The organism is Undibacterium sp. GrIS 1.8 (genome assembly GCF_040544445.1).
Classification (GTDB): Bacteria; Pseudomonadota; Gammaproteobacteria; order Burkholderiales; family Burkholderiaceae_D; genus Undibacterium.
The window spans coordinates 67,997-94,054 of sequence record NZ_JBEONQ010000019.1; the positions used below are offsets into that span (position 1 = coordinate 67,997).

21 protein-coding genes are annotated in these 26,058 nt (G+C 46.2%); 12 read left to right on the forward strand and 9 right to left on the reverse strand.

Translation table 11 applies throughout. The features are described 5' to 3' along the window. Window positions 1-30: 30 nt before the first annotated feature. The 3 genes from AAKU64_RS11015 to AAKU64_RS11025 all read left to right on the forward strand — a co-directional run bounded on the left by AAKU64_RS11015 (window position 31) and on the right by AAKU64_RS11025 (window position 2,754). A complete protein-coding gene (locus tag AAKU64_RS11015) occupies window positions 31-645 on the forward strand; it encodes an alpha-ketoglutarate-dependent dioxygenase AlkB family protein (protein WP_354331202.1) in 615 nt (204 codons plus the stop codon). Between the two features lie 503 nt (window positions 646-1,148). Then, window positions 1,149-2,000: a PA4780 family RIO1-like protein kinase gene (locus AAKU64_RS11020; protein ID WP_322117898.1), complete on the forward strand. Its 852-nt coding sequence runs from the start codon at window positions 1,149-1,151 to the stop codon at window positions 1,998-2,000. A gap of 82 nt (window positions 2,001-2,082) precedes the next feature. Beyond that, window positions 2,083-2,754 (forward strand): class I SAM-dependent rRNA methyltransferase, encoded by a 672-nt coding sequence (locus AAKU64_RS11025; protein ID WP_354331200.1) that lies wholly within the window; start codon window positions 2,083-2,085, stop codon window positions 2,752-2,754. 436 nt (window positions 2,755-3,190) lie between these two features. Here the strand turns inward: AAKU64_RS11025 and AAKU64_RS11030 are convergent, their stop codons facing one another. From AAKU64_RS11030 to AAKU64_RS11045, 4 genes are all read right to left on the reverse strand, one after another. Continuing rightward, complete coding sequence (locus AAKU64_RS11030) at window positions 3,191-4,060, reverse strand: ABC transporter permease (protein WP_354331198.1); 870 nt, start codon at window positions 4,058-4,060, stop codon at window positions 3,191-3,193. Between the two features lie 15 nt (window positions 4,061-4,075). Further along, window positions 4,076-4,879 carry an ABC transporter ATP-binding protein gene (locus tag AAKU64_RS11035; protein WP_354331294.1) on the reverse strand — a complete coding sequence of 268 codons (804 nt, stop codon included), beginning with the start codon at window positions 4,877-4,879 and terminating at the stop codon, window positions 4,076-4,078. Between the two features lie 41 nt (window positions 4,880-4,920). Beyond that, window positions 4,921-5,928, reverse strand: a complete 1,008-nt coding sequence (locus tag AAKU64_RS11040) for an ABC transporter substrate-binding protein (RefSeq protein ID WP_354362147.1) — start codon at window positions 5,926-5,928, stop codon at window positions 4,921-4,923. A 278-nt stretch (window positions 5,929-6,206) separates the two neighbouring features. Further along, window positions 6,207-7,544, reverse strand: a complete 1,338-nt coding sequence (locus AAKU64_RS11045; RefSeq protein WP_354331194.1) for a porin — start codon at window positions 7,542-7,544, stop codon at window positions 6,207-6,209. 197 nt (window positions 7,545-7,741) lie between these two features. Between AAKU64_RS11045 and AAKU64_RS11050 the strand changes: the two genes are divergently transcribed. The 8 genes from AAKU64_RS11050 (at window position 7,742) to AAKU64_RS11085 (ending at window position 17,055) form a co-directional block, all read left to right on the forward strand. Continuing rightward, window positions 7,742-8,416: a response regulator gene (locus AAKU64_RS11050; RefSeq protein WP_354331192.1), complete on the forward strand. Its 675-nt coding sequence runs from the start codon at window positions 7,742-7,744 to the stop codon at window positions 8,414-8,416. Further along, complete coding sequence (locus tag AAKU64_RS11055) at window positions 8,400-9,800, forward strand: sensor histidine kinase (RefSeq protein WP_354331190.1); 1,401 nt, start codon at window positions 8,400-8,402, stop codon at window positions 9,798-9,800. Before AAKU64_RS11050 ends, AAKU64_RS11055 begins: the two co-directional genes overlap by 17 nt. Before the next feature lie 437 nt (window positions 9,801-10,237). Continuing rightward, a complete protein-coding gene (locus tag AAKU64_RS11060; protein WP_323491783.1) occupies window positions 10,238-11,341 on the forward strand; it encodes a branched-chain amino acid aminotransferase in 1,104 nt (367 codons plus the stop codon). 290 nt (window positions 11,342-11,631) lie between these two features. After that, entirely contained in the window at window positions 11,632-12,027 is a 396-nt protein-coding gene (locus AAKU64_RS11065) for a hypothetical protein (RefSeq protein ID WP_354331188.1), read from the forward strand. A gap of 72 nt (window positions 12,028-12,099) precedes the next feature. Beyond that, window positions 12,100-12,786: a response regulator transcription factor gene (locus AAKU64_RS11070; protein ID WP_354331186.1), complete on the forward strand. Its 687-nt coding sequence runs from the start codon at window positions 12,100-12,102 to the stop codon at window positions 12,784-12,786. Window positions 12,787-12,796: 10 nt separating this feature from the next. After that, complete coding sequence (locus AAKU64_RS11075) at window positions 12,797-14,266, forward strand: ATP-binding protein (RefSeq protein ID WP_354331185.1); 1,470 nt, start codon at window positions 12,797-12,799, stop codon at window positions 14,264-14,266. 333 nt (window positions 14,267-14,599) lie between these two features. Next, on the forward strand, window positions 14,600-15,859 hold the full coding sequence (locus AAKU64_RS11080) for a YHYH protein (protein WP_354331183.1): 1,260 nt from the start codon (window positions 14,600-14,602) through the stop codon (window positions 15,857-15,859). Further along, window positions 15,859-17,055, forward strand: a complete 1,197-nt coding sequence (locus AAKU64_RS11085; protein WP_354331181.1) for a HupE/UreJ family protein — start codon at window positions 15,859-15,861, stop codon at window positions 17,053-17,055. Before AAKU64_RS11080 ends, AAKU64_RS11085 begins: the two co-directional genes overlap by 1 nt. 207 nt (window positions 17,056-17,262) lie before the next feature. Here AAKU64_RS11085 and ribA read toward each other — a convergent pair whose 3' ends face one another. From ribA to pepN, 3 genes are all read right to left on the reverse strand, one after another. Further along, window positions 17,263-17,949, reverse strand: a complete 687-nt coding sequence (ribA, locus tag AAKU64_RS11090; RefSeq protein ID WP_354331179.1) for a GTP cyclohydrolase II — start codon at window positions 17,947-17,949, stop codon at window positions 17,263-17,265. A gap of 518 nt (window positions 17,950-18,467) precedes the next feature. Beyond that, complete coding sequence (locus AAKU64_RS11095) at window positions 18,468-19,469, reverse strand: class 1 fructose-bisphosphatase (RefSeq protein WP_322117889.1); 1,002 nt, start codon at window positions 19,467-19,469, stop codon at window positions 18,468-18,470. Between the two features lie 144 nt (window positions 19,470-19,613). Continuing rightward, entirely contained in the window at window positions 19,614-22,298 is a 2,685-nt protein-coding gene (gene pepN / locus AAKU64_RS11100) for an aminopeptidase N (RefSeq protein WP_354331177.1), read from the reverse strand. Window positions 22,299-22,653: 355 nt separating this feature from the next. Here pepN and AAKU64_RS11105 point away from each other — a divergent pair, with 355 nt between their 5' ends. Beyond that, the gene (locus tag AAKU64_RS11105) at window positions 22,654-23,322 is read left to right on the forward strand and encodes a DUF4136 domain-containing protein (RefSeq protein ID WP_354331175.1); all 669 of its coding nucleotides are present in this window, start codon (window positions 22,654-22,656) and stop codon (window positions 23,320-23,322) included. 146 nt (window positions 23,323-23,468) lie between these two features. On the opposite strand, the gene AAKU64_RS11110 is transcribed toward AAKU64_RS11105, so the two are convergent. After that, window positions 23,469-25,661 carry a DUF1631 family protein gene (locus AAKU64_RS11110; protein ID WP_354331173.1) on the reverse strand — a complete coding sequence of 731 codons (2,193 nt, stop codon included), beginning with the start codon at window positions 25,659-25,661 and terminating at the stop codon, window positions 23,469-23,471. A 130-nt stretch (window positions 25,662-25,791) separates the two neighbouring features. Beyond that, complete coding sequence (locus AAKU64_RS11115; protein WP_354331171.1) at window positions 25,792-25,935, reverse strand: hypothetical protein; 144 nt, start codon at window positions 25,933-25,935, stop codon at window positions 25,792-25,794. Window positions 25,936-26,058 lie beyond the last annotated feature (123 nt).

Consider the following 26,058-nt stretch of genomic DNA (forward strand, 5'->3'; position numbering starts at 1 on the left):
AGAATCAAGTTTTATTACATGCCAGCCGCTATGTCTGATCTTTTTTCTGCCTCCACTACCTTGGAACAGATATCGATTATTGATGGTGAGCTGGCATTTGCACATCAATTTTACTCATCAGAAGTTGCCAAGGAACTGTATGCAAGTTTGCTCGCAGAAACGCCATGGCGCCAGGATTTAATCACTGTTTGGGGCAAGACCTATTTGCAACCACGACTCACCGCGTGGTACGGCGACGTTGCGAGCAGCTATAACTACTCAGGGATCGCACTTGCGCCGCAGCCATGGACGGCTACATTATTGAAGATCAAAACTGAGATTGAAGCGCTGACCATGCAACGCTACAACAGCGTATTGCTTAACTTGTATCGGGATCAGCAAGATAGCGTAGGCTGGCATTCGGATAACGAGATAGAGCTGGGGCATAAGCCAGCAATTGCCTCTGTCAGCCTTGGTGAGAGTCGTATTTTTAAACTCAGACATAAGAGCAGACCAGAACAAAAAACCCGCAACATTGAACTAAGCAGTGGCAGCGTTTTACTCATGGCAGGCAGCCTGCAACAGCATTGGGAGCATGCTGTTTTAAAAGAAACGCGATTGCATCATCCTAGAATTAATCTTACCTTCAGAAAAATTCAAAAGTGATTTTCTGGTGCGCACAAAACATTGTGCGCGAAGCAAAATAAAAATAATAAATTACATACTTAGTTTGCAAGCTGTAGGACGTCGACTGAACCATAAAAACCAAAAAGTATTTTAAAACGGTTCTTTCGTCCGCCCTACTAAGATCGTCAACAACTAAGCATCACTGACGCTTCATTGCCTCCTTCTTCACTTTCTTATCCGCTTTTTTTTCCTTCATGGTTTTTGCTGGTTCTTTTTTGACTGCTTTTTTACTGTCTTGTGCTTTGCTCATGATGTGCTCCTTGGTGAAACAGTACAACAGTACTGCGATAAACTGGATTATAGGTCGAATGGTGCGCAATGGTATGACTGGGACGCACAAATTGGTACTATCCGTTATCTATTCCGTTTTTACATACTGTTTGTCATAGCTAAATTTGGTGCATATCTGATTTTTTCGCGCAATTTGTCTACAGTATCTGGAAATCGGAAGCACTTAGCCGAATTATTTATACTAATTATTTATGAAAATACCAAAAAGAATACAGCCACTTGTTGATGAAGGATTAATCGATGATGTCTTGCGCCAACTAATGAGCGGCAAAGAGGCCACGGTATATGTCGTGCGTTGCGGTGAGGACATCCGTTGCGCCAAAGTATATAAAGAAGCGAATCAGCGTAGTTTTAAAAAAGCCGTCGCCTACCAGGAAGGTCGCACCGTCAAAAATAGCCGCCAGGCGCGGGCGATGGAAAAAGGCACCCGCTACGGCCGCAAGATGCAGGAAGAAGTCTGGCAAAGCGCCGAGGTCGATGCCTTATACCGTCTGGCCGCTGCCGGTGTACGCGTCCCGACGCCGTATATCTGCTTTGAAGGCGTACTGCTGATGGATCTGGTGACAGATGCCACTGGCAACGCCGCACCGCGTTTAAATGATGTTGAACTGACCGAAGCGCTGGCACTGGACTATCACGCTCAATTGCTGCATCAGGTCGTCCTAATGTTATGTGCCGGTGTGATCCACGGCGATCTGTCTGAATACAATATTCTGGTGGACGACAAAGGCCCGGTCATCATTGACTTGCCGCAAGCGATTGATGCTGCGGGCAATACCAGTGCAGGCGCCATGCTGGAGCGCGATGTTGATAATTTGATGAACTTCTTCAGTCCCTTTGCGCCACAACTGGCAGGAACCAAATACGGCAAAGAAATCTGGCTGCTATATCAGGCAGGTTTGCTCACCCCAGAAACCGTCTTGACCGGTCGCGTTGCGGTGGATAAACGTCCGGCCGATGTTGGCGCGGTGATGCGTGAGATTGAAATCGCGCGGATTGAACAAGCGGATGAAGAACGGCGTTTATCTCAATACGATAATTAGATCGATCGAGCGGTAAAAACCTCGGCATCTATAGCAACACCATTCATTTCTAACTATTTTTAAACAGATTTTAAGTTGACTCATGCTGACACTCACTATTAAACAAGGCAAAGAAAAAAGCCTGCTAGAACGCCAGCCTTGGGTCTATCTCTCTGCCGTGGCGAGGGTCGATGGCAAACCCGGCGAACGAAATAAATTAGGCGCAACGGTCTTGGTTCAATCGTCTTCCGGTCAATTTCTGGCACGTGCTGCCTACAACGCAAAATCACAAATCAGTGCCCGCGTCTGGACCTTTGACCAGAACGAATCCGTCGATCACGCGATGATTAAACGACGTGTTCAGATGGCTGTTCTCAAGCGTAAAGCGAATGTAAACAGCGCCAGCAAAAACGTAAGTCAGTCTATTTCTCTGGTCTCCGGTGAAGAAGATGGTTTATCTGGCCTGGTGGTTGACTGGATTAAAGATGGTAGTACCAATGACAACAGCAAAGCAGCGAACGATTATCTGATCTGCCAATTTAATGCCGCTGGCGTCGATGCCTGGAAAGTCGCTATTGTCCAGGCACTGATGGCAGAAACTGGCTGCCCTAACGTGTACGAACGGGCAGACGAGTTAATGCGCAAAGGGGAAGGTTTGCCCGTCGTATTTGGCGCACTGGCAGGTGACGAACCACCGGATGAAATCTGGCTGATGGAAAAAGGCGTACGTATTTCAGTCGATATCAAAACGGGACAAAGAAATCACAGTAGTTAAGCGCAGCAGTGAAGTATTCCTGCAGCAATCGTGCTGATAAAAATTGGCACGATGGTTCTCTCGCCCCGTTCCGATGCCTCACGCTGATAGGCTCTTCCTATCCCAATATTCCAGCACAGCCCAGAATCGAATATCAAGTCAGTGCAAACAGGCAAAGCGAGCAAAGCACAATCCTTAGCACAGCCTGCATGGCAATGTATTTGCGTTCTCACCGCAGCAAATTAAATACTCCTATATAGTATATTTTAATTGTCCAATTAATCATTGGACAATTAGCTATTTTCAATAAAAATAATGGGGAGTATATTGATTTATCCCGTATTCGACTTGTAGAAAACGAGCTAAGCCAGACACAGATATCGCCGGTATCACGCAATATGACGAAAAAAAGCCCGCGTCAGCGGGCTAATTAGCGCACATCAAAACTGTCTAAAAATCACATCCCCTGCTCAACAAACTGCACCGGACGCCATTTCAATAATTTGTTTTCAATCGCAGTCAGCAGATACTCGGCCGCCAAGGCGACCACCGCCAACACAATCATGGCGGCAAATACCCCGGCTGCATTAAACGTCCCTTGCGCTGTCGCGATCAGCAGACCAATACCATGTCGCGCACCCAAAAACTCACCGACTACGGCACCGACCAATGCAAAACCAAAGCTGACATGCAAGCTGGCTAAAATCCAGGTCAATGCCGACGGAAACACGACCGAGAAAGTCACCTGACGTTTACTAGCCCCCAAAATATACGCATTGGCAATCAGATTTTTATCCGCCTCACGCACACCTTGGAATGCATTACCAAACACGACAAAAAATACCATCACAACCGCTAAAGCAATCTTAGACCCCATGCCCAAACCAAACATGATGATAAAAATCGACCCCAACACCACACGCGGAATAGCATTAGCGACTTTGATATAGATACTCAACACATCCGCTGCCAATTTATTGCGGCCCAGAGCAATCCCGAAAAAAATACCCAGAAAACTACCAATCAAAAAACCCAGTACCGTTTCTTCCATCGTCACCAGCAATTCACGCCAGAGCGGACCTTGCGCTGTACCTTCAGTGATCCATGTCACCAGTTGCTCATAAATAGCCGTCGGTTGCGAGAAAAAGAAAGGATCAATTAAACCCGCTTTAACTGACAACTCCCACGCCCCCAAAGTCACCACGGCCAATGCGACCCGTAAAAAAATAACCAGGCGGTGATGATTAACTCCTTTGGCAATCGCCTTGCGCTCTTCCTCACCGATTTCAGGCAGATTGAGCGACGTATTTAGGACAGTAGTATTCATATTTTTAATCCCGCTTTAAATTTGGACTTCATCTTTTAAATCCGTCCAGATTTGCTTTGACAGATGGATAAATTCTTCTGAGTAGCGTGCCGTAGAAACTTCCCGCGGACGTGCTAAAGGAATCTCGTAGCAGCTCTTGACAGAGCCGGGACCTTTAGACAACACCACCACACGGTCTGCTAAAGCAATCGCCTCTTCAATATCATGGGTGACAAACACGACGGAGGCTTTTTTCTCTGACCACAAGCCCAGCAATTCATCCTGCATCAGCGCGCGGGTCTGCACATCCAACGCCGAGAACGGCTCGTCCATCAATAAAATTTTTGGCTCGTTAATAAACGTCTGCGCCAGTGCCACACGCTTACGCATACCGCCAGACAACTGATGCGGATAATGATATTCAAAGCCAGCCAGGCCGACTCTGCGTACCCACTCGGCCGCCATCTCTTTCGCCGTTTTTTTATCCTTACCGCGAAATATCGGACCAATCGCAATATTATCGATCACGTTTTTCCAAGGGAAAACTGCATCTGCCTGAAACACAAAACCAATGTCTGGATCAATCCCCGTCACCGGCTTACCAAATACTTTAACGCTACCTGAAGACGGCGGATTTAAACCCGTGATCATGCCTAATGTGGTTGATTTTCCGCAGCCGGTAGGACCAACAATCGCGCAGAAATCGCCTTCATTGACGGTCAGACTAAAATCTTTTAACGCAAGGGTCACTTTGCCAGCCGGACTGATAAATTTTCTGCTGACATTGGTCAACTCAATGGCTACATTCGTTGCCACATTCTTAGTTACGCTCGTTGCCATACTGGTTGCCGTAGTCATCACCTCTATCGCCGAATTTTTCATTATTTCGCCGCTTTCACAAACTCGCTGGTGAAGGTATTCGCCAGATTGATCGTCTTGCCTTGTGCCGCTTTATCAAAGCCATTCAATACTTTGAGTACGGTCGCGGGGCCATTTTCCGGCATCACACCATCAGCGGTAAACATCTGCTTGCTGGCTTCCAGCGCATCGATGTACATCTGCTTATTGGATGCGTAATAATCCGCTGGCATTTTTTCCGCAATCTCTTTTGCGCTATGAGTTTTAATGTATTTCAAGGTCTTTACAAACGCGTTAGCTAGCTTTTGCACCTGATCTTTGTGAGTATTCACCCAGGCAGTAGGCATATACAAACAAGCTGCCGGATAAGTACCACCGAGCGCAGCTTCAGTTTCTTTCACCGTGCGCAAATCGACCAGAATGGTGGCCGCACCGGTGGATACCAGACGCGAAATTGTTGGCTCTGTGGTCATACCCGCATCAATTTTATTTTGTGCCATTGCTGCAATAAAAGTTGAGCCTGCGCCCACTGGCAAGGTCGTAAATTCACTATTCTTCACGCCTGCTTTAGCTGCCAGATATTGCGTCAAAAAATTAGTGGAAGAGCCAAGGCCAGTGACGCCTAATATTTTACCTTTAAAATCTGCGGGAGATTTGATGTCTTTGGCAGCTGCCTTGGACACTAAAATTACTTCGCCTGGCGCCTGGCTAAACTGGACTACCGATTGCACTAATTTTCCACGCGCTTGCAAATCGATGGTGTGATCATAAAATCCCACGACACCTTGCGCTGCACCAGATAACATTTCTGTCTCTGCATTGACCCCGGCAGGCTCGCTCAGTAATTCAATCTCCAGACCAGTCTCTTTTAAATATCCTAACTGTTCCGCCAATTTAGCCGGCAAGTAGATTTGCTTCTCTATCCCGCCCACCATAATCGTGATTTTGTCAGCCGCATGGACTTGCATGCTGGATACCAGCATCAGCATGGCTGCTATGGGTTTTAATGCGAGTTTGAATACTGCTTTCATGATTGTCTCCGTTATTTTTGAGTTGTATTTTTCGATACGGCGTCGCCATTAACTCGACAAAGCCATACCTGCAACGATTGCTTCCCATCGTTGCAACGTCAACTGGATATGTTCTACCAGTCACAAAATGATAATCGTCACTTTATATTCTATCTGGTGTACACAATCAGAATAAAATAAAAACGAACAAAAGCCTTTTGCACAGTGTCGTGAACAGATGCTCAATCTAATCTGTTTCGCTAAGCTTTTTTATAGACTTTTGTTCTGGATTATTTTTATTAGAACTTAAAGCGCATACCCAAGGCATATTCATTCTGCGAGGTGAATCCATTCGCTTGCGATGCCAGGTAAGTGCCGTCAGTATTCAGGCGATCGAGAGCTAAGTAAAGTTCAGTCCGTTTATCAAAGTGATAAAAAGCCGAACCATACCAAGTCTTGCGCTTACCAGTCGCTGTTTTAGTCGCATTCGCTGTATTTGCATACGCATTCAGGACGTAACCACTGCCATTGACCGCGGCGTGATCAGCATTCATTGTCTGCCAGCCGAGCTCATAATCGAACTTGCCTGCTGGAGTGAACTTAGCCGACAACGTGTATGCCTTATCGCTGCGGTTACCGATTGCAACTGGTTGATCTGCTTTATAGCTGATGTAGCCTGCATTAACGCGTACCAGGCCAAATGTATAGTTACCACCAATAGAATAAGAAGAGTGAGTGTAGCCATTAACATTTGCTGAGTTATAGAAGCTGGAGATATTGGCATTGCCGCCGTTATATGCCAAACCCAAAGATTTAGTCGATCCGGCACTAAAATCACCAGGGACGCCACCGACTTGATAACCGACACCTGCGACGATATTGCCAAACTCTTTTTTCCAGACTATCCCTTTGTCGTAACGAGTTCCTGTTGCGCTACCAGAATAAAAAATAAGCTGTTTGAAATTATTATTATTACTGTAGCCGCCTTCGTCGAGCGTCACATTGGCTGTACCGTAAGGATCGCCATAAATTTTAGAGAATTCACGCGCCAGAGTATTTTGACGACCCAATGTCAGCTTACCGAGAGTGTCGCTTTGCATACCCAGCCATGCGTCACGGTTGAATAACACGCCGGGTGTATCCATGTTGCCGGTAGGGAGTTCATACTCGCTCTCTAATTTGAAGATTGCTTTCAGACCATCGGTATCCTTCAACGCATGCTCACCTTCAATACCCCAGCGGTTGCCACTAAACCAGGCGACTGACATATCGTTTAAGGTATTACCTGTTTTATCGGCATTCGTTTTATTGCTTACGCTAAGGTCGATCAAACCGTACAGTCGAACTGAATCACCACTGTTTTTATAGACTAAACCTTCACCCGGTGGCTGAGTTAAGTTGCCAGAACCCGAGGATGTTTGTGGTGTTGCTTTAGATTCTTTTGCCGCTGCCATTGCTTGCTGGATTTGCGCTAAGGCGTCTTGTGCTTGCTGTGCAGATTTTTGTGCATCAGCTGCTGCTTTTTGGGCTTGGAGTAATGCTTGCTGAAGTTCGGGAACTGTTTGCGCTTGGGCTTGAGTCTGAAGAGCGCCCGCAACTACACCACAAATGGCGAGCGCCATAAGTTTCTTTTTCATTCTTGTCTCCTGGTTATTTTTAAGTTGTATGCCACTGCTACTTATTTTTTAGCTGAGTGAGCCTACGTCGGCAAATGTAATTGCCCAATGCCTTCTACTTACCTTCAATGAAAGCTTTGTGGAGAAAATGACACGCGATATAAGCGACTAGAGCGAAGGAGCACAATCCTTAAGGAAAATGATTTAGCCTTAAGGCTATGAAATTACTTTTAGTAGAAGACAATCGTGAGCTATCTTCCTGGTTATCACGACTATTAGCACAATCTGGTTATGCGGTGGAACAAGCGTTCACTGGTGAAGAAGCAGCACATCTATTGATAACGCAAAACTACGATGCGATCCTGCTTGATCTGACATTGCCGGGTATCAAAGGACAAACCGTCTTAAAACAACTACGGTATAAAAATAATCAAGTTCCTGTTCTCATCATCAGTGCGCTCGACACCTTAAGCGACATCATTGAGAATTTAAATTTAGGGGCAGATGACTATCTCGCCAAACCATTTGATATCCTGGAGTTAGAGGCACGACTACGTTCTTTGCTACGTCGTGCTAGTGGCAAAACGAATCCTATCGTGGCATGTGGCGAACTCAGCTATGACAGTAATTCAAAAAAATTTAGCAGCCATGGGGACGATATTAATTTAACCCCCAGAGAGCATGCCGTACTAGAAGCTTTAATACGACAAACTGGAAAAACCGTTTCTAAGAAAGAGTTGGCAGATGGACTTTTCACACTAGAGGATGCGGTATCACCAAAAGCTTTAGAAATTTATATTGTTCGCTTACGTAAAAAAATTGAAGGCTCCGGCGCACAAATTATTACCTTGCGCGGTCTTGGATATATGTTGACCTATGTTGCCACCACTTAAAAGTTTAAAAAGCCGCTTAGTTTTATGGGTATTTTTACCCACGGTGTTAATTTCTACTATCGACTTATTTGTGACGTATACCAATACCGATACGATTGCGACACTGGTGCAAGAACAATTACTCAAAGGTGGCGCTAAAATTATTTCAGAACAGCTAGCTAAAATCGACGGAAGTTATGAAATTAGCGTGCCGCCAGCCGCCTTTGAACTGTTTGCCAGCAAGTATAGAGATCGCGTGTTTTACTCAGTGCGCAGCAAAAAAGGGCTACTGATTGCAGGTGATGAGGAGCTGTCGACTTACACCGCACCACTACAATTAGAACAAGAAAAATATTTTCTCTCAACCATACGCGGCGAACCTGTACGCGTCATCGTCTATGCACATGCCTTACCTAGTACTGCATCAGGCGACTATGCCATTACCCAGGTTGCACAAACGCTACATGGCCATGCTGCGTTTAAAAAAGACTTATTTTTATTGACGATCAGAGAACATTTACTGCTTTTGTCCATCGTGATCATCGGATTATTTATTGCCTTTCGTTGGACACTGAGTCCCCTCATCCAGTTCGGTGAAAAACTTTTATTACGACAACCAGGCTCACTCGAAAAACTGGATGAAAAAAGTGCTCCGATAGAAATCCGGCCTGTAATTTTTGCGATGAACGACTATGTCGCACGATTAGATAAAACGCTAACCTCCTATGAACAGTTCGTTGCCAATACTGCCCATCAGTTGCGAACATCGTTTGCGATTATTACCTCTCAAATTAATTTTGGACATCGCAATAGTCAGCTTGATCAGACACAAAAAGAAGTACTGAATGCAATTCAAAAAACGATATTACAAGGTACTAAAGTGATCAACCAACTTCTGGTCTTGGCCGCGGTTGAACAAAATCGACATACATTAAGTACAAACAATTGTGTTTACATGGCGGACATCATCAAAAGCGTGATGGAGGAATTGGCACCGTTAGCACAGCAAAAAAATATTGAGCTGGGAATCGATATCTTGGACGATACGGCCAGCCTTGCTGCTCCCCAGAATTTATTGCGTGAGCTGGTGTCCAATCTGATTGATAACGCGATACAGCATATGACAACAGAGGGCAACATCACTGTCTCGTTACGGCAAGAAAAATCGTCAATTCTTATGAGCATCGTCGATAACGGTGTCGGTATCCCGGTGGTAGAGCAGCAAAAAGTCTTTGACCGCTTTTACCGTCTGGATGACAGTAAACCCAATAGCTCTGGTCTAGGGCTGGCGATTGTGAAAGAGATTGGTGATTCTTTAAACGCGACTATTGATTTAAAGACGCCGGACAATGGAATTGGTTTGCAAGTGGATGTGCGGTTTCCTAAAACCATGTCTTCAGTTTAATGCTGTTGGAACAAAGCGAGGTTACACCAATCCATCGTCAATCCGCTTAGCTAAGTTAATTTAAATACTCTCTCCCTGTATATATTAAGTGTCCATATAATCATTGGACGAAACAGCATATTTTGTAAATTAACTGGGGAGTATATGTATATTCATACTTGGGGAGCTTACTGAAAATTGTTCTGGCAAGACGTAACGACGAAGGCAACACAGCTAGGACGGTTTGCATCAGTCCCAAATTATCATTTGATGATTACGATTGCCATCTGTGACGATCTCCACTAAGTCCACGCGTACTTGCGCTTAGTCGCACGTGACAAGTCCGCGATCAACATCTTTAACGCAAAACTTATCTTGGTCGCAAAATAAGGCTAAAATTAATTCATCAGGACTTACGCAATATTTTGATTGTTTTCCCTACATTGACTTCTAAGATAATGATGATCACCTCCACACCGACTCTGTTAGTAACACCCTCTGATCACCCTTTGAGCGATGCACAACGTGCCGAACGCATGACGAACCCGAGTTTTGGCCGGATTTTTACGGATCATATGGTGGTCATTCCTTATCGTAACGGCGCTTGGCAACAAGGCGAATTAAAAGCCTACGGCCCTTTAAGCCTGGACCCTGCGGCATCTGCACTACATTACGGCCAGGCGATTTTTGAAGGCTTTAAAGCCTTTAGCCAGCCGGATGGCAGTGTCAAAACCTTCCGACCGGATGCCAACAGCGCACGCTTCAACCGCAGCGCACAGCGCCTGGCAATGCCGGATTTGCCTGGAGATATATTCATGCAAGCAGCAGATGCTTTAATCACCATGGATAAAGCCTGGGTACCCAAGAATGTGGGAGAAAGTCTGTACCTGCGGCCACTGATGTTTGCCACTGATCCGTTTTTGGGCGTGCGCCCTGCCAGCGAATATCTGTTCGTCTTATTTGCCTCCCCCGCCGGCGCCTACTTCCCGCAAGGCGTTAAACCGGTGACGGTGTGGATCAGCGAAGATTTTGTCCGTGCAGCACCTGGCGGCACTGGCGAGGCGAAATGCGCAGGCAACTATGCCGCCAGCTTGGTAGCGCAAGCGCAAGCGCTGGAAAAAGGCTGCGACCAAGTGGTATGGCTGGATGCAGTAAAGCGCGAATACATAGAAGAAATGGGTGGGATGAACCTGTTCTTTGTCTACGAAGAAGCAGGAAAAACTCGCATCATTACGCCAGAACTCACAGGTACCTTGCTATCCGGCATTACACGTCGTAGCTTGCTGGAAATGGCCAAAGACTTGGGTTACGAAACAGAAGAACGCAAGCTCACGGTACAGCAATGGCGCGACGACATCGCATCAGGGCGGATGACAGAAGTATTCGCCTGCGGTACCGCAGCCGTTATCACACCAGTCGGCCATGTCAAAGCAAAGAATTTTGAGATGCAAATCAACCAAGGTGAAAACGGCAAAGTCACTATGGCACTGCGTGAAGCTCTGCTGGCGCTACAGCACGGCACTGCGGAAGATACGCATGGCTGGATGCATAGCGTTTGCTAATCTTTGTTAGTGTGTGCGAAGGCTTGTTACTGTGATGGCTATGAGAGGCTGATTTTTATGAGCTTCTCAACGCCTACTAATTTAAGTCAATTCTAAGTAGTCTTTTGCGCGAGTGTACACATTGCGCTTACAAAGAATGATGTTTCAAAAGACTTCATTCTTATTCGATACTCAGTCTCAAGTCATACGCTTTGTATAGCGCTCAATGACAACATTGTCATAGTTTGATGTAAGCCAAGTTGTAATATGTATTTTCCAAATACCTGTACAACAACCGCGGAAAGCCCATCATGCCATTACGAATCGTCGTCATTTTTATCCTTTGCATTTCTATCATCCAAGCTGCACAAAGTCAGAATACACAGCCTGCTAAGGCTGGTGCAAATATGCCACCAGCTCAAACACAAGGGGCATTAACTCCGGCACAGCTAGCAAAGATGAAGGAGATACTGTCAGCCTACAAACCAAATAGTCTCAGCGTTGACGACGCAAAAGCGATCAAACGCAACTTGCGCGAAGCAGGTATCCAACCGGGCCCTGCAAGAGGAGACGCACTGCGTGCTGCCGGATTTGACCCCAAAAAACTGGAAGCACTAGACCCGCGTCCAGCTGGCGCAGCGCCAGGTGGAGAGCGCGCGAACTCGCCGCCTAATGCGCCAAAACCAGGCTCACCGACCGCTAAGTAAATAGTCTGGAAAACCGTTTGTGATGTTTTTGATGTTTGTGATATTTGTGACTACTGCTGTACGAAAGCTCGCATGAAAGTCTTGCTCATAGAGGATGAACAAAAAATAGCCGACTTTGTATCCATCGGTCTAAAAGAACGCGACTTCAATGTTGAGCACTGCAACAACGGCAATGTAGGTTTTGAACTAGCTAGCAAAGGTCAATATGCCGTCATCATCCTCGATATCATGCTACCAGGCCGAGACGGTCTCTCTATTTTGAAGGAATTACGTAGCTCGGACGTGGCAACGCCTATCATTTTACTGACGGCGCGCAATGAATTGGGGGATCGCATAACGGGGCTCAACCTTGGTGCAGATGATTATCTTGCCAAGCCATTTTTTGTCGAGGAATTAGTCGCTCGCATACATGTTCTGCAACGACGGCTTGCCGGAGATAGACAAAACCTGCTACAAGTGGGCAAACTAAAGCTTGACCGCATCACACGGCAAGCTAGCTCTAGCGGACACACGATAGAACTCACCACGCGAGAATTTAGTCTGCTTGAATACCTGATGCGCTCGGCTGGACAGGTATTTACTCGTGGTCAAATTCTTGAGCATGTATGGGGCTATGATTTTGATCCTAGCACTAACGTGGTGGATGTCTGCATCAAACGTATAAGAAGCAAAATCGGATCAATCGAAGTTAGTACCGATACCCCGTCCCCTATAGAGTCAGTGCGAGGCACTGGTTATCGTTTCAGACTCGAGCCTTAAGAAGTTGCTCATGATTTCCTTCAGAACCCGATTATTTATCATTGCCGTGAGCATTGTCTCGACCGCGCTAACCGTCGTGCTGGCGTTAGCCTGGTCTAGTCTGATGAAAAATGAAGTAGATCGATTAGACGAGCGGCTTTGCCTGGAGACACAACGCTTCACCACACAACCGTTTATTCGAATCGATGCGGCTAGTCTTGAGTCAGATATCGTCACTAAATTGCGTCTTGACTCCAATAAGCAACTACTCTTTCGCTACACCTCAGAAGTGGGTATGCTAGAGGTCAAATCTACTTACTGGCAAGACGATATCAATATCGATCAATTGAACTGGAAGTCGGTACCATTTCGCGCCTTGCCCGATCCAAACAGACAGTTGCGAGATGAACATAGGCCTGAAGCGCATCTGGACAATCGCACCGAAGCTTCCCCAGCAGAACGGGCGCCGCGTGGCAAATGCGCTGTCAGCACGCTCACTGTCCAGGACAAGCAATGGCGTGCCACGACATTCACGACCCCACGCGGCAGAGGCTTTCTTGGTGTCGATTTAGCCGCTACAACATCGGAGCTGCAAGCGGGACTCAAGCGTGCATTATGGCTAGTGGTACCGCTGGCACTTATCTTGACTGCACTTGGCGCTTGGTTACTTGCCAGCCTGACTATGCGACCGGTCAACCGTTTACGCAATGCGATGAAAACCCTGACGCAAAAGGACCTTCACCAACGATTACCCAATGAGGGCGAGGATAAAGAATTTAGAGAATTGATTGATACCTACAACACCATGCTCCAGCGCCTGGATGTGAGTTTCCATCAGGCCTCACGTTTCTCCGGTGATGCTGCTCACGAGCTCCGGACACCACTCACTATTTTGCAAGGCAAGATAGAACAAGTGCTCAACAAATCAGACAATCAAGTTATCCAAACCGACTTAACTGAGATGTTGGACGAAGTCAGCAGACTCACTGCGATCACCCGAAAGCTATTGTTATTGTCGCATGCGGATGCAGGTAAACTCGCTCTACACACAACGCGTATTGACCTCAGCGAACTACTCAATGAATTGGTCGTCGATGCACAGATGCTCATTAATAATCAGACTCTAAGGAGCAACATCGCCAAACATCAAGTGATCTATGGCGACATCTTGTTGCTGCAACAGCTTTTAAATAATCTCATCAGCAACGCGGTACGTTATTGCCCTGCGAAAGGTAATATCACCATCCAAAGTATTAGCGAAAAAAAGGGCGTCACTATCCTCATCAGCAATACTAGCCACAACATCAATATGGACGACCGGGCACGTTTTTTTGACCGCTTTTATCGTGGCGATGCCGCACACAATCGCAAGATCGAGGGTAATGGTTTGGGCTTGAGTCTGGCGTTAGAGATTGCCAAAGCACACGGCGGTGATTTACGTCTGGCACAAAGTCCTCAAGATGTCGTTCAACTATATTTATGGCTCCCATTCAAGCAATAAAAATGGGAGCTTCCTGACACTCTTTAATCGAGATATAGCACTAACCATAAAGCATAACAACACATTGGTATTACGACGCTGAAAGGCTTGAGCTAATCACTACACGACAAGCTTGAGTATCCTTTTTAGAAGTTACTGAGCATCATCAACTACAGCAGAAATTACCTACACCGGTATCAAACGCCAGGCAATAAGTAGGACCCCTCCCCTCTCCCGATAACGTAACCGCCTGAATGACGAAGATGTCATTAATTTCGACTTTTCTTCTTCTACACTGTTTATAACCAAACTAAGCATTCACGGTAACTGTTTTAATTATTCTGGAGAGCCCTCATGAGTAACTTTATTCACTCTATATTCACACCCTTAATCGCCATCACACTCACCGCCTGTGGCGGCAGTGCCAGCACAACGCCTATACCGACCTCGGGCACGAACGCGGGCACATCTACAAGTGCTGGTACCGGAACTAGCGCCGTAACCGTACCAAGTGCCCCGACTGCTCTAATCAGCACTGCGGGTAACGCTAGTGTCAGTATCGCTTTTACCGTACCAGTGTCTAATGGTGGTGCCGCTATCACTTCCTATACAGCAGCATGCAGCACTCCCGGTATAACGATAAACGGTACAGCAACAGCAAGCCCTGTCAGCGTGTCGGGATTAAACAATGGCACTACTTATTCGTGCAGCGTTACTGCAAAAAATTCAGCTGGAAGCAGCACGCCTTCGGTGCCGGTGGCGGCAATCCCCATAGCACCCAGCAGCAATACCGGTTCGACTAATGGTGTGGCATGTGCACTGAGCTATAACGCATTCAATAGCAGCGCTAAAGTGATGGCGAATAGCATTTCTAACTGGAGTTGTACCAGCACTATCCGCACACTCACTGGTAACGGCATCCCTGACCATGCCGTCACATCGGGTAACTTTGCTACACCGATCTCTACGCAAAATATTGTAATCAATATGCCGGCAAAACCAGCTGTCACCTCTTCCGCTGGCGTCAATATGAGCAATATTGGCTATGTACTAAATAGCGTCAAGCTTGATCCAGGAACTGCAGGATCGTGCTCCTCCACAGCAACCTCCACCGCCAATGGCGGTGGCTGTGTGATGGTGAACGGTAAAGACCCTTGGGTACTAGAAGCGATTGGCGGTGCCTTTGTCTTTGGCACCGATGAGAGCAACGCCCATGTACAACCCAATGGCCAATATCACTATCATGGTGTGCCGGAGGCATACGTCACCAAGCTGAATAAGGGTAAAGCAATGACCCTGGTCGGATTTGCTATCGATGGCTTCCCCATTTATGCGCGTTACGGCTACTCCTCTGCAAACGATGCCAACTCCGCGATCAAATTGGTAACCTCAAGTTATCGCAAAGAAGCCACGCCAGATGCTGGCCGACCTTCGGTTGCCATCTTCCCTATGGGCACATTTACCTCAGATTATGAATATGTGCCGGGCTTAGGTGATCTGGATGAATGCAACGGCCGCACCGGCGTCACACCAGAGTTTCCCAACGGGATTTACCACTACTTCATAACGGATACTTTTCCATTCATCCAGCGCTGCATTAAGGGTTCTCAATAATGCCGCTTACATTGCAGATTATGCATAGCGACAGACGTGGTGATATGTTCAGTTATTTGTATAAGTCTGTACTTAGACTGCTGCTCACAACAGTCATGATTTTGGCGGGGCCAAATGCGCTGGCCCATCTGATGCCAGCGCAACAGGGTACGGTGAATATACTGGACGATGCTGCGTTCATCGTATTCTCCGTACCAGTATCTGCCTTGGTCAAGTCGGATAACAAGATTGATGACAATCACGATAAGCGCTTGTCCGAGGTAGAACTGCAATTGCATCGCGTAGCGATAGAGCAATTGATAAAACAAAGACTGCGCATGTTTGACGATAAGGATCAAGGGAGAGTAGATTTTATACAAATCAGTACAGAGCCCAGCGAATTCAGTCAGCATACCGATATCGACACAAGAGACGACACGATCGGTGCCACGCAGTTTTTGGTACTAATGAAGATACGTTTCAATGCGGCCCCAAAAACCCTGCGTATAGAGACTGATTTGTTTGGCACGCTAGAAAACGAACAACAGTTCGCCATTAAAGCGATACGTGGTCAAGAGACCGAGGCGATCATTCTCCGGGCGAACCATCCGCAACATCAGTTTTTTCGTGGACCTTGGCAGGTATTCACTGACTACATCGTCATCGGCTGCGAGCATATTTTGCTGGGCTTTGACCATTTACTGTTCCTGCTCACCATTATCGTGGCAACTGCTGGCTGGCGTTATTGGCTGGGGGTACTCACCAGTTTCACCATCGCCCACAGTGTGACGCTGACACTATCGCTGATGGGTTGGGTACACGCGCCAGCCAAAATCATAGAACCATTGATAGCAGCGAGTATCGTACTGATGGCAGTACTCAATTTGTGGCAACGCCATGCCGCAGTTTTACAGCGATTCAGCATTGTCTTTGCTTGTGGCTTACTCCACGGCCTGGGCTTTGCCTCATCGATCACCGACATGGGTTTGCACGGCTCGTACCGTTTAATGAGTCTGCTCGGATTTAACCTTGGTATAGAACTAGGTCAAGCGCTTTTTCTGTTGCTGCTACTCGCGCTTGGGACAGTATTGCATCAGCTAGCGCGCATGACGTTATTAAATCGTCTCAACTTAACCGAGTTGATTAAGCCGATGACTTCCATATCCGCTTTGATTATTGGTACCGCCTGGATATTTGAACGCCTGATTATTTATTAATCATCTTGAGTAAGATGTTGACTGAAATGGAAAATATCAACGCAAACATCGTTGTGCGAAAAGATATTAGTTATCGAGACTGATAAAAAATTTCACTTTTAGGTGTCCAATACTATTGCGGCTTCTGACATGTTTTCATGCCAGAAGCCGCAATAGTATTGGAGGTTCGTTTTTCAACGATTTATTTTTAACTACATAGCGCAATGATTACAGCTCTGGCTGTATCAAATGTCCCAGCTTGGTGACCTTAGTACTCAGATAGCGATCATTGTGGGGATTGCGTTTGATCACTAGAGGAATATGCTCTGTGACCGCGACGTTTAATCCTTCCATCGCGGCGATTTTGCGTGGATTATTCGTCATCAGTTTCAGCGAGCTAATGCCCAGATGCTTGAGCATAGGATCGCACAGGCTGTAGTTACGTAAATCTGCAGCAAACCCAAGTTGTTGATTGGCTTCTACCGTGTCGGCACCCAAGTCTTGCAAGTGATACGCACGTACTTTGTTTAGCAAGCCAATACCGCGTCCCTCTTGGCGCAGATACAGCAAAGCGCCGCGGCCTTCCTGGGCGATTTTTTGCAATGCCAGTTCCAGCTGCGGACCACAATCGCAGCGCTGGCTAAATAAGGCGTCGCCGGTCAGACATTCTGAGTGAATCCGGGCTAATACGGGGTCGCCGTTGGCGACATCACCCAAGGTCAGCGCAATATGTTCTTTGCCGGTGGCTGGCTCAAAAAAAGCATGCATCTGAAAAGTTGCCCACGTCGTTGGCAAAATGCAGGAGGTAACATAATCCAAATCCTGACCTGAGCTACTGCTCGGGTTGCTGGCATTGCTGTCGTTAGATTTTGGATTACCTGCGAGCGTACTTGCAGGCGATGGGTGGCTGGACATAAAGGTTCTCGCGATTGATTCTTTTTAGGAGTCTTGATGACTCGTTACTTCTTATCTGTAAAACATGTCTAAAACGGGTTTAAACAAATATAAACATGTATAAAGCTTATCTAGCTGTTATCACCACAACAACTTGCAGTGACAACGTGAAGAGCAGAGTATAAACGACGGTACCAATTTAGATGCGAACCAAGCATCTTGGCGGCATTTACAGGCTATTTCTGGCTTGGTTGTGCTTGGGTGTGTTTATTTAAATCGCAATTAATTTATATAAAAACAATAGTTCTTCGTAAAAAATTCTGCTTATCTTGCTTTGCGACTGCTTTGCTATAGATGATGCTATTGGTGATACTTTTGATGACGACTTATACCGATATAAGGCCAAAAAGTGTAATTCCAAGTCACAGCGCCGGATTCGGCGATAAAAGCAAAAAGCCCACAACGAAGTGGGCTTTTTCTATCAACAGGTCAGCTACGTTCTCAGCAGCGTTGGCTCGCAGTGACTACCTGTTATCAAACTATTCCTGATGATAACGAGTCACTAACTCAACTTCGTTTTTCGACCCCAGAAAAACGGGTACGCGTTGATGCAATTTCTCTGGCTGAATATCTAGCATACGCTGCTTGCCATCGGTGGATGCGCCACCCGCTTGTTCTACGATGAAGGACATAGGATTCGCTTCGTACATCAAACGTAGCTTGCCTGGCTTGTCCGGTTCACGCGCATCAGCCGGATACATGAAGACACCACCACGGTTAAGAATACGATGCACGTCAGCCACCATAGAAGCAATCCAGCGCATATTAAAATCTTTACCGCGTGGACCAGTGACGCCAGCCTGTAACTCATTAACATAGCGAGTCACTGGCGGCAACCAATGGCGCGCATTAGAGGCATTGATCGCATATTCTTTAGTATCGACGGGAATTTGCATATTTTGTTGAGTCAGTACCCAAGAACCCATTTCTCTATCCAAGGTAAAGCAATTCACACCATTGCCAGTGGTGAGCACCAGCACAGTTTGAGGACCATATACAGCATAGCCGGCTGCAACTTGCTTATTACCGGCCTGCATAAAATCTTGCTCAGTCGGCTCTGCCATGCCTTCTGGCGCCTTGAGCACAGAGAAAATCGTGCCGATGGAAACATTGACATCAATATTGCTGGAGCCGTCGAGCGGGTCGAACAGCAACATGTATTCGCCTTTAGGATACCGGTTGGGAATTGGGTGGATACTTTCCATTTCCTCGGACGCCATCGCTGCCAGATGGCCGCCCCATTCATTGGCTTCCAGCAGAATTTCATTAGACAAAATATCTAATTTCTTTTGTACTTCGCCCTGAATGTTTTCGCTGCCAGCAGTACCTAAGACTTCACCCAAGGCACCTTTGCCGACGGCATGACTAATGGTTTTACAGGCGCGTGCAACGACTTCGATCAACAAGCGCAATTCTGCTGGAATCGAATTATTCAGGCGTTGTTCTTCGACCAAATATTGGGTCAGACTGACACGTTTCATGAGCTTCCTTTTTATCCCCCGCGTTGTTTACTATTACGACGCACAGGCGATTCAACATAACAATTCAAATTAGATCGGCTAACTGTAACTCAGCTGCAACTGAACTAAAACTCAACTACAGCTCAACAGCAATTCAACAGAAACTTAAGAAGCAAGTGCTTTTGTCACCACTTCTAATACATCGCTAGATAATTTCTTAGTATCGGCAACACTTTGCAAAGCGGCCTTCATATGGACTTGCAAATTCTTGGGATATTTTTTCCAACGATCCATACTGCGCGCTAAACGTGCTGCAACTTGTGGGTTCATCTTATTTAAAGTGATGACTAATTCTGCCCATAAAGCATAACCACTGCCATCCGCCGCATGGAACCGGGACGGATTGGCATTGCAAAAACTAAACACCAGACTACGTGCACGATTTGGGTTACTCAGAGTGAAGGCTGGATGCTTCATTAACTCGCGCACTTTTGCCACATCCGTGGTGCGTGCTGTGCCTTGCAACATAAACCACTTGTCGATGACCAAAGCTTCTTTTTTGAAGTCTCTGAAGAACTTATTCAATGCCTGTGCAGCAGCTTTGGTATTTTTGGCAGAGCCAGAAAAATTCGTCAATGCAGTCAACGCTGCAATTCTATCTGTCATATTTTCGGCTTCATCAAACTGGGTTTTAGCCAGATCGAATGTGCTGTCATCCGCCCACTCCAGCAGGTAAGACAATGCCAGATTTTTTAGCGCCCGTTTAGCGGCAGAGACTGCATCTGGGCTATATTTTCCTGGCGTCAAATTCTCTTCATAGGTCGTCAATAAATCGGCTTTGAGATGTTGTGTCAAAGTGCTACGGACGAATTTTCTGGCGATATGGATCGCTTGCGGATCGACCACCTTAAACTCTTCTGCGATCATTGCCTCGGATGGCAAGGTCAATACCAGTTCACGGAAAGCCGGATCTAATGTTTTGTCATTTAAAGTGGACCGCAGCGCTTCGATAAACATGCTGTCCAGTTCTAAGACTTCCGCATTTTGTACTGCGTTTGTCAGCTTCACTAAGCGACGTATTGCCAGACGCTGACCGGCTTCCCAACGATTAAACGGATCACTGTCATGTGCCAGCAAATGACCGAGTTGCTCATCGGTGTAATCAATTTCTAACATGACCGGTGCAGAGAAATTACGCAAAATTGATGGCGTAGGTTCTTGCGCAATGCCAGTGAACTTAAAGCTCTGACTTGCTTGGGTCAGTTCCAGCACTAAAGTAGTTTTATCCGTAGCTGGCTGACCCTCTACATTTAATGGTAAATCCTTGCCAGCGGCATCCAGCAAACCGACTGCAACAGGAATATGGAATGGCTGTTTCTTTGGCTGACCTGGCGTCGCCGGGCAAGACTGGCTAAGCTTAATTTCATAAGTTTTTGCCTCTGCGTCAAAGCTCGTCACGACCTTTACGCGAGGCGTGCCAGACTGGCTATACCAGCGCTCAAATTGCTTCAGATTGCGACCGGAAGAATCCGCCATCGCCGCACGGAAATCATCACACTCGACTGCTTGTCCATCATGGCGCTGGAAGTATAAATCCATGCCCTTGCGGAATCCTTCATGGCCTAGCAGGGTGTAATACATGCGTACGACTTCCGACCCTTTTTCGTAAATCGTGACAGTATAAAAATTATTAATCTCAACAAAAGAATCTGGACGCACAGGATGCGCCATAGGACCTGCATCTTCGGAGAACTGGACTTGGCGTAACAAGCGCACATCTTCTATCCGTTTTACGGCGCGGCCAGTGGCAGTACCGACCAGATCAGCAGAGAATTCCTGATCACGGAATACTGTCAGGCCTTCTTTCAGCGACAACTGAAACCAGTCGCGGCAAGTAACGCGATTACCGGTCCAGTTATGAAAATATTCGTGTCCGACGACCGATTCAATACCGGCATAATCAACGTCCGTTGCTACACGTGGATTCGCCAGTACATACTTTGTATTGAAAATATTTAAGCCCTTGTTTTCCATCGCACCCATATTAAAGTCGCCAGTGGCAACGATCATAAAGCGATCCAAATCCAACTCCAGGCCGAAACGCTCCTCATCCCAACGGATACTGTTTTTCAGCGAATCCATAGCATGTTGGGTTTTGTCGAGATTGCCGTTTTCTACCCACACTTGCAACAAGACTTTACGGCCAGATTTAAGTTTGTATTTTTCTTCCTGACAAACTAATTTACCCGCAACCAATGCGAATAAATAAGAAGGTTTTTTGAACGGATCTTCCCACTTAGCGTAGTGACGGCCATCGCCCAGATCACCTTCTTCAATCAGATTGCCGTTAGACAGCAAGACCGGAATTTTCTTTTTGTCGGCACGTAGCATGACGGTGTATTTCGCCATCACATCAGGACGATCCGGGAACCAGGTAATTTTGCGGAAACCTTCTGCCTCGCATTGCGTGATGAAGTTTTGATTGGAGGTGTACAAGCCGGACAAGGAAGTATTTTTGACTGGCTTGATCAGCGTTTCAATTTCTAGCGTGACGTCATCTGGCGCATTGGCGATACGTAGTGTTTCGCCTTCGATTTTGTACGCCGACTTTTTGAGGTTGACGCCATTCATGCGCAGTTGCAGCAATTTGAGTGACTCACCAAACAGCACGATATCTTTTTCGCTGCTATCGTGATTACGTCGCATCACCATTCTGGTGGCAACATGGGTAGCGTCAGGGTCAAGATCGAAACCCATTTCGACCGTATCTACCCAATACCCCGGGGCGATGTAATCTTTGCGATAAATCGTCACTGGGGTAACTGCGGTATCGTTGTTGTCTGTGCGCATGTGATGGTGAGCCTTCTAAAAAGAATAGGTGCTGTGTCTTTAATCTATTTTGCAACTAGTTTAAAGACACAGCAAAGGCTACCATTTTACCAAGCTGCGCCGGAAGGCATGCAAGCTTTGATGATTACCGCAGAAAATTTGGGTAAGTGTGTGGATTTTTAAGGATATGGTTAAGCGAATCGCCGTTTAAGACGAGTAAATCATCGTTCAGAAGTAAAGCCGTTACAAAGAGAAACAGATAATAGATCGTAGACAGAACCAACTTAAAATTCTATCGTCTAAGATAGAGAGTACCAATAGGGACAACAATCGAAGCAACATAGCAACAATGTAGAAGCAAAACAGGAGCACGATCATGAAAACAGAAAGAACCTCCCTCATCAGAAAATCTCTTTTGTTATTACTGGCGACAACGAGCTTGTTGTTAGCAGGCTGCGCCACCAGCGTAACGAGCAGAGTCAGCGTTTTTCAGGAATGGCCAGCCGATATTAAAGATAAAAGCTATGTCATCGAGCGCACAGAGCCGCAACAAAATAGTCCCGAGCACAACAGCTATGAACAGTTATTGCGTAACAAATTACAGACGTTAGGCTTTGCAGAAGCTGGCAGCGAGGCGAATGCGGCGCTTAAAATCAGCATGCAATATGGCACTGGCTTGAGTGAAATCCAATTCTCCGCACCTTGGGATTTAGCTTTATATGATCCGTTCTGGGGTAGCCATTTCAGAAGAGGCCTGATCCCGAGAGCCTATTACTATCGTTATCCTTATTCCCCGTACTATTTTGGGCGCACCGACACCATGCTGATGTCAGATCTGAGCGTGCGACGTTATTATTTACATCAATTAGAAATTGGCATTGCCGACAAAGTCAGCGGCAAAAAGCTATATGAAATCAAAGCCAGTACCGAGCAATTGAGCCCAGAAATTAATCTGCAAATGCCGTATTTGATTGACAGCGCTTTTATTGATTTCCCCGCTAAAACTGGCAGTACGATGGAGATAGAACTACCGATTATGAAGTAAATCAGAAAATATACTCCCCTCCCGTATTTTTAGATTGTCCAAGTATTTACTGGACAATAAGGCATTTTTCATAAAAATAATGGAGAGTATATTATTAGTGACGAGCAGAATTGCAATCCTGTTGGCACCAACTAAACAGCTCAAGCTTAATTTGGAGGATCGCGCAAAGCTTCGACCAGCGCTCTGTCAACTACAGAATCTGCTGAAATTAACAGCGCTTCTCCATTGCGGAATTTATTTGCCAGCTCTTCACTAGCAATAGAAAAAGCGTCATGCCCTTGACGATTAGTAAAAATATAGCGGGTACGTTTTGGGCTAACCCACGCTAGTTTGAATCTCGCAATAGATCCATTGCTGCGGGTAAAGTCTATCCAGATGCCTCTTTCCAAACTCTCCAGCAACAATACCCATTCATCATCAGTTTGATCAATCTGGTCTTGCACATGACGATTGAGACGACGCTCACTCGCACGCTGAGCGATGTTCACCGCGATTTCTAATTGACGACGCGGTGAAAACTCCAGCGGGGCGCGGGCAATGGCAGCGTGCCGCTCGGCCAGTTTAGAAAAGAAGATCACCCGGTCAGGCTCATCCCATTTAATCGCATTTAACCAGGCATTGAGCAAGGTCAGCATCGATGGTAATTTACTGACCAGGCTCTTACGTTCTTCGGCGCTGTTCTTGGGCTTTAAGCTCCAGATCAGGTCGTCCATCGTTTTTAAGGCGTTTTCCAGAGCGTGCGGCTTTTGCTCTTTTACACTGTGTGCAATGGTCAGAATACGTATCCATTGCTCTAGTAAAAAGGTTTCTAAGAAGCCAGCAACTTCACCTGTCTCTACCCGCAAAGACACGTCATGCTCTGCAAATTCGCGCGCCAGGCGCATTTTTTCTTGCTTGAGCGCGTTGGCAACGGGCTGGACAATTGCCTCTTCAGTTTTTTGCTCTTCATCTTTGAGGAAAGTTTCTAAGTCAGAAACCACGTCAGAAAACAAATCAATTTGCTGATCAAACTCTTGCTGAACACGCTCGACGATACCTTCTATCATTTGGTACAAAGGATCGTCATTATTACTCTCTGTACTCAATGAGATACTGGACTTAGCTAAGGTATCAATCAAAACCCGAGCCGGATGAGATTCTTTAAAAAAGAAATCCTTGTCCATCAAGGCGACCTTAAGCGTCGGTATTTGCAACTGCCCTATCAATCCTTTGATATCTTCAGGAATACTCGGATCATTGAAGACAAAGTCAAAAATACGCGCTAACAGCTCAATGGTATTTTGATCGATATGGGTCAGGTTGCTATCCGCCGTTGCTTGCTGCGACAATTGACGTAGCGGCGATGCGTCTCGGTTACCTGTAGCGGGCGCTGGATTATTATTTCTTTGTATGCTGGTCAGATAGTCAAAAAACTGGCGGTCTATGGTTACCGTATCTGCTTGATTAAGATTGGCAGTGGTATGCGTCTGTTTGCCAGTCCACTCAAGAGAATGCTCTTTCCCAGACTGCCCGGATTGCGCCGATGTTCCTCCGATATTGCTCTGACTAGGCTGCCCAGAAAAAATATTTCTGAGCTTATTGTGCAAGTACGGGTCGCGGTCAGCGATATCGTCTGACCGGCTAAATTCGTTTTTTCGCTGATTTTTTTTAAACGAATCACTGATATTCGGCAAAATACCGCGCGCGACTAAGGCCTCGTTTACTTCTTGCAATATAGGACCCAGTTGTATGAAGAGGTTAGGCTGTAATAGCCGCAATACCAGGTGATGCGATTCCGGCGTGGTATCAAACTCCATCCATGCCTGATAAACCGCACGCACAAAAAGCTCTGGTCGAAAGGGATTCTGCGAGACGCTGATGGGAGTGCGCCTCAGCACATGCCCGATACGAATATTCAGTGCCACCAATTGTTCAGCATTACTGACTTCCAACGCCTGGCACAAATTACGGATCAGAACCTTACTTTCCATCTCCTCAAACGTGACTAGCGAGAAGTCTTGTTTTTCGTCTTCTTTTTTAGGTTTTTTACGAGTGTTAACGGTACTGACTTCTTTGGCGAGAGCGGCATTGATATGCCCACCGACCAGACGATAAAAGTTGGTGCTATTTCTTTTTAACAGTTGATAGGCGTTAAAGCTACTAGCCGCCTCTTCGGGTCTAACTGTCTGATCAGAAATTTTAAATAAAGCTTCAGTCAGCCTCGCGCAAAACGCCTCTAGTTGCGAAGAAACACGCGTAGTCGCAACCGGTACCAGGCTTTGTAAAATTAAAAGCCGGCTGGAGCTAGAAAATTCGCTCTTTTTTGTGGTACTGCCAAGTCCAAGTGGGATAGTGTCCATTGTTTATTTAATTTATTTTATGAATCCACCATCAATTACGCTTAAGCACGCATCAGCTACATTAATCACATTAGCTAAATCAGCCGACTCAATTAATCATTGCATAGCATACCTCCGACCATCGGAGACCTTAAGAGTAATAAGCTTCTGTTGCAAAGGTAATAAAGATAATTAAGGCAACAGCCAGAAACAGGACAATTAATAAACGTCCAAACTTTGGTACGCCGTCTACATTATTTGAGGCGGCTTGCTCTTTTTGCTCTGGCTTGCTCATATTTATTTAGTCTTAATTTTGTCTTAATTAGGACTTACGCAAAAAGCGTAATTTTGTAATAAAACGGGTTTATGCAAGACGCATAGTAATACTCGGATTTTTAAGTTGCTGTCGTAAGAATTC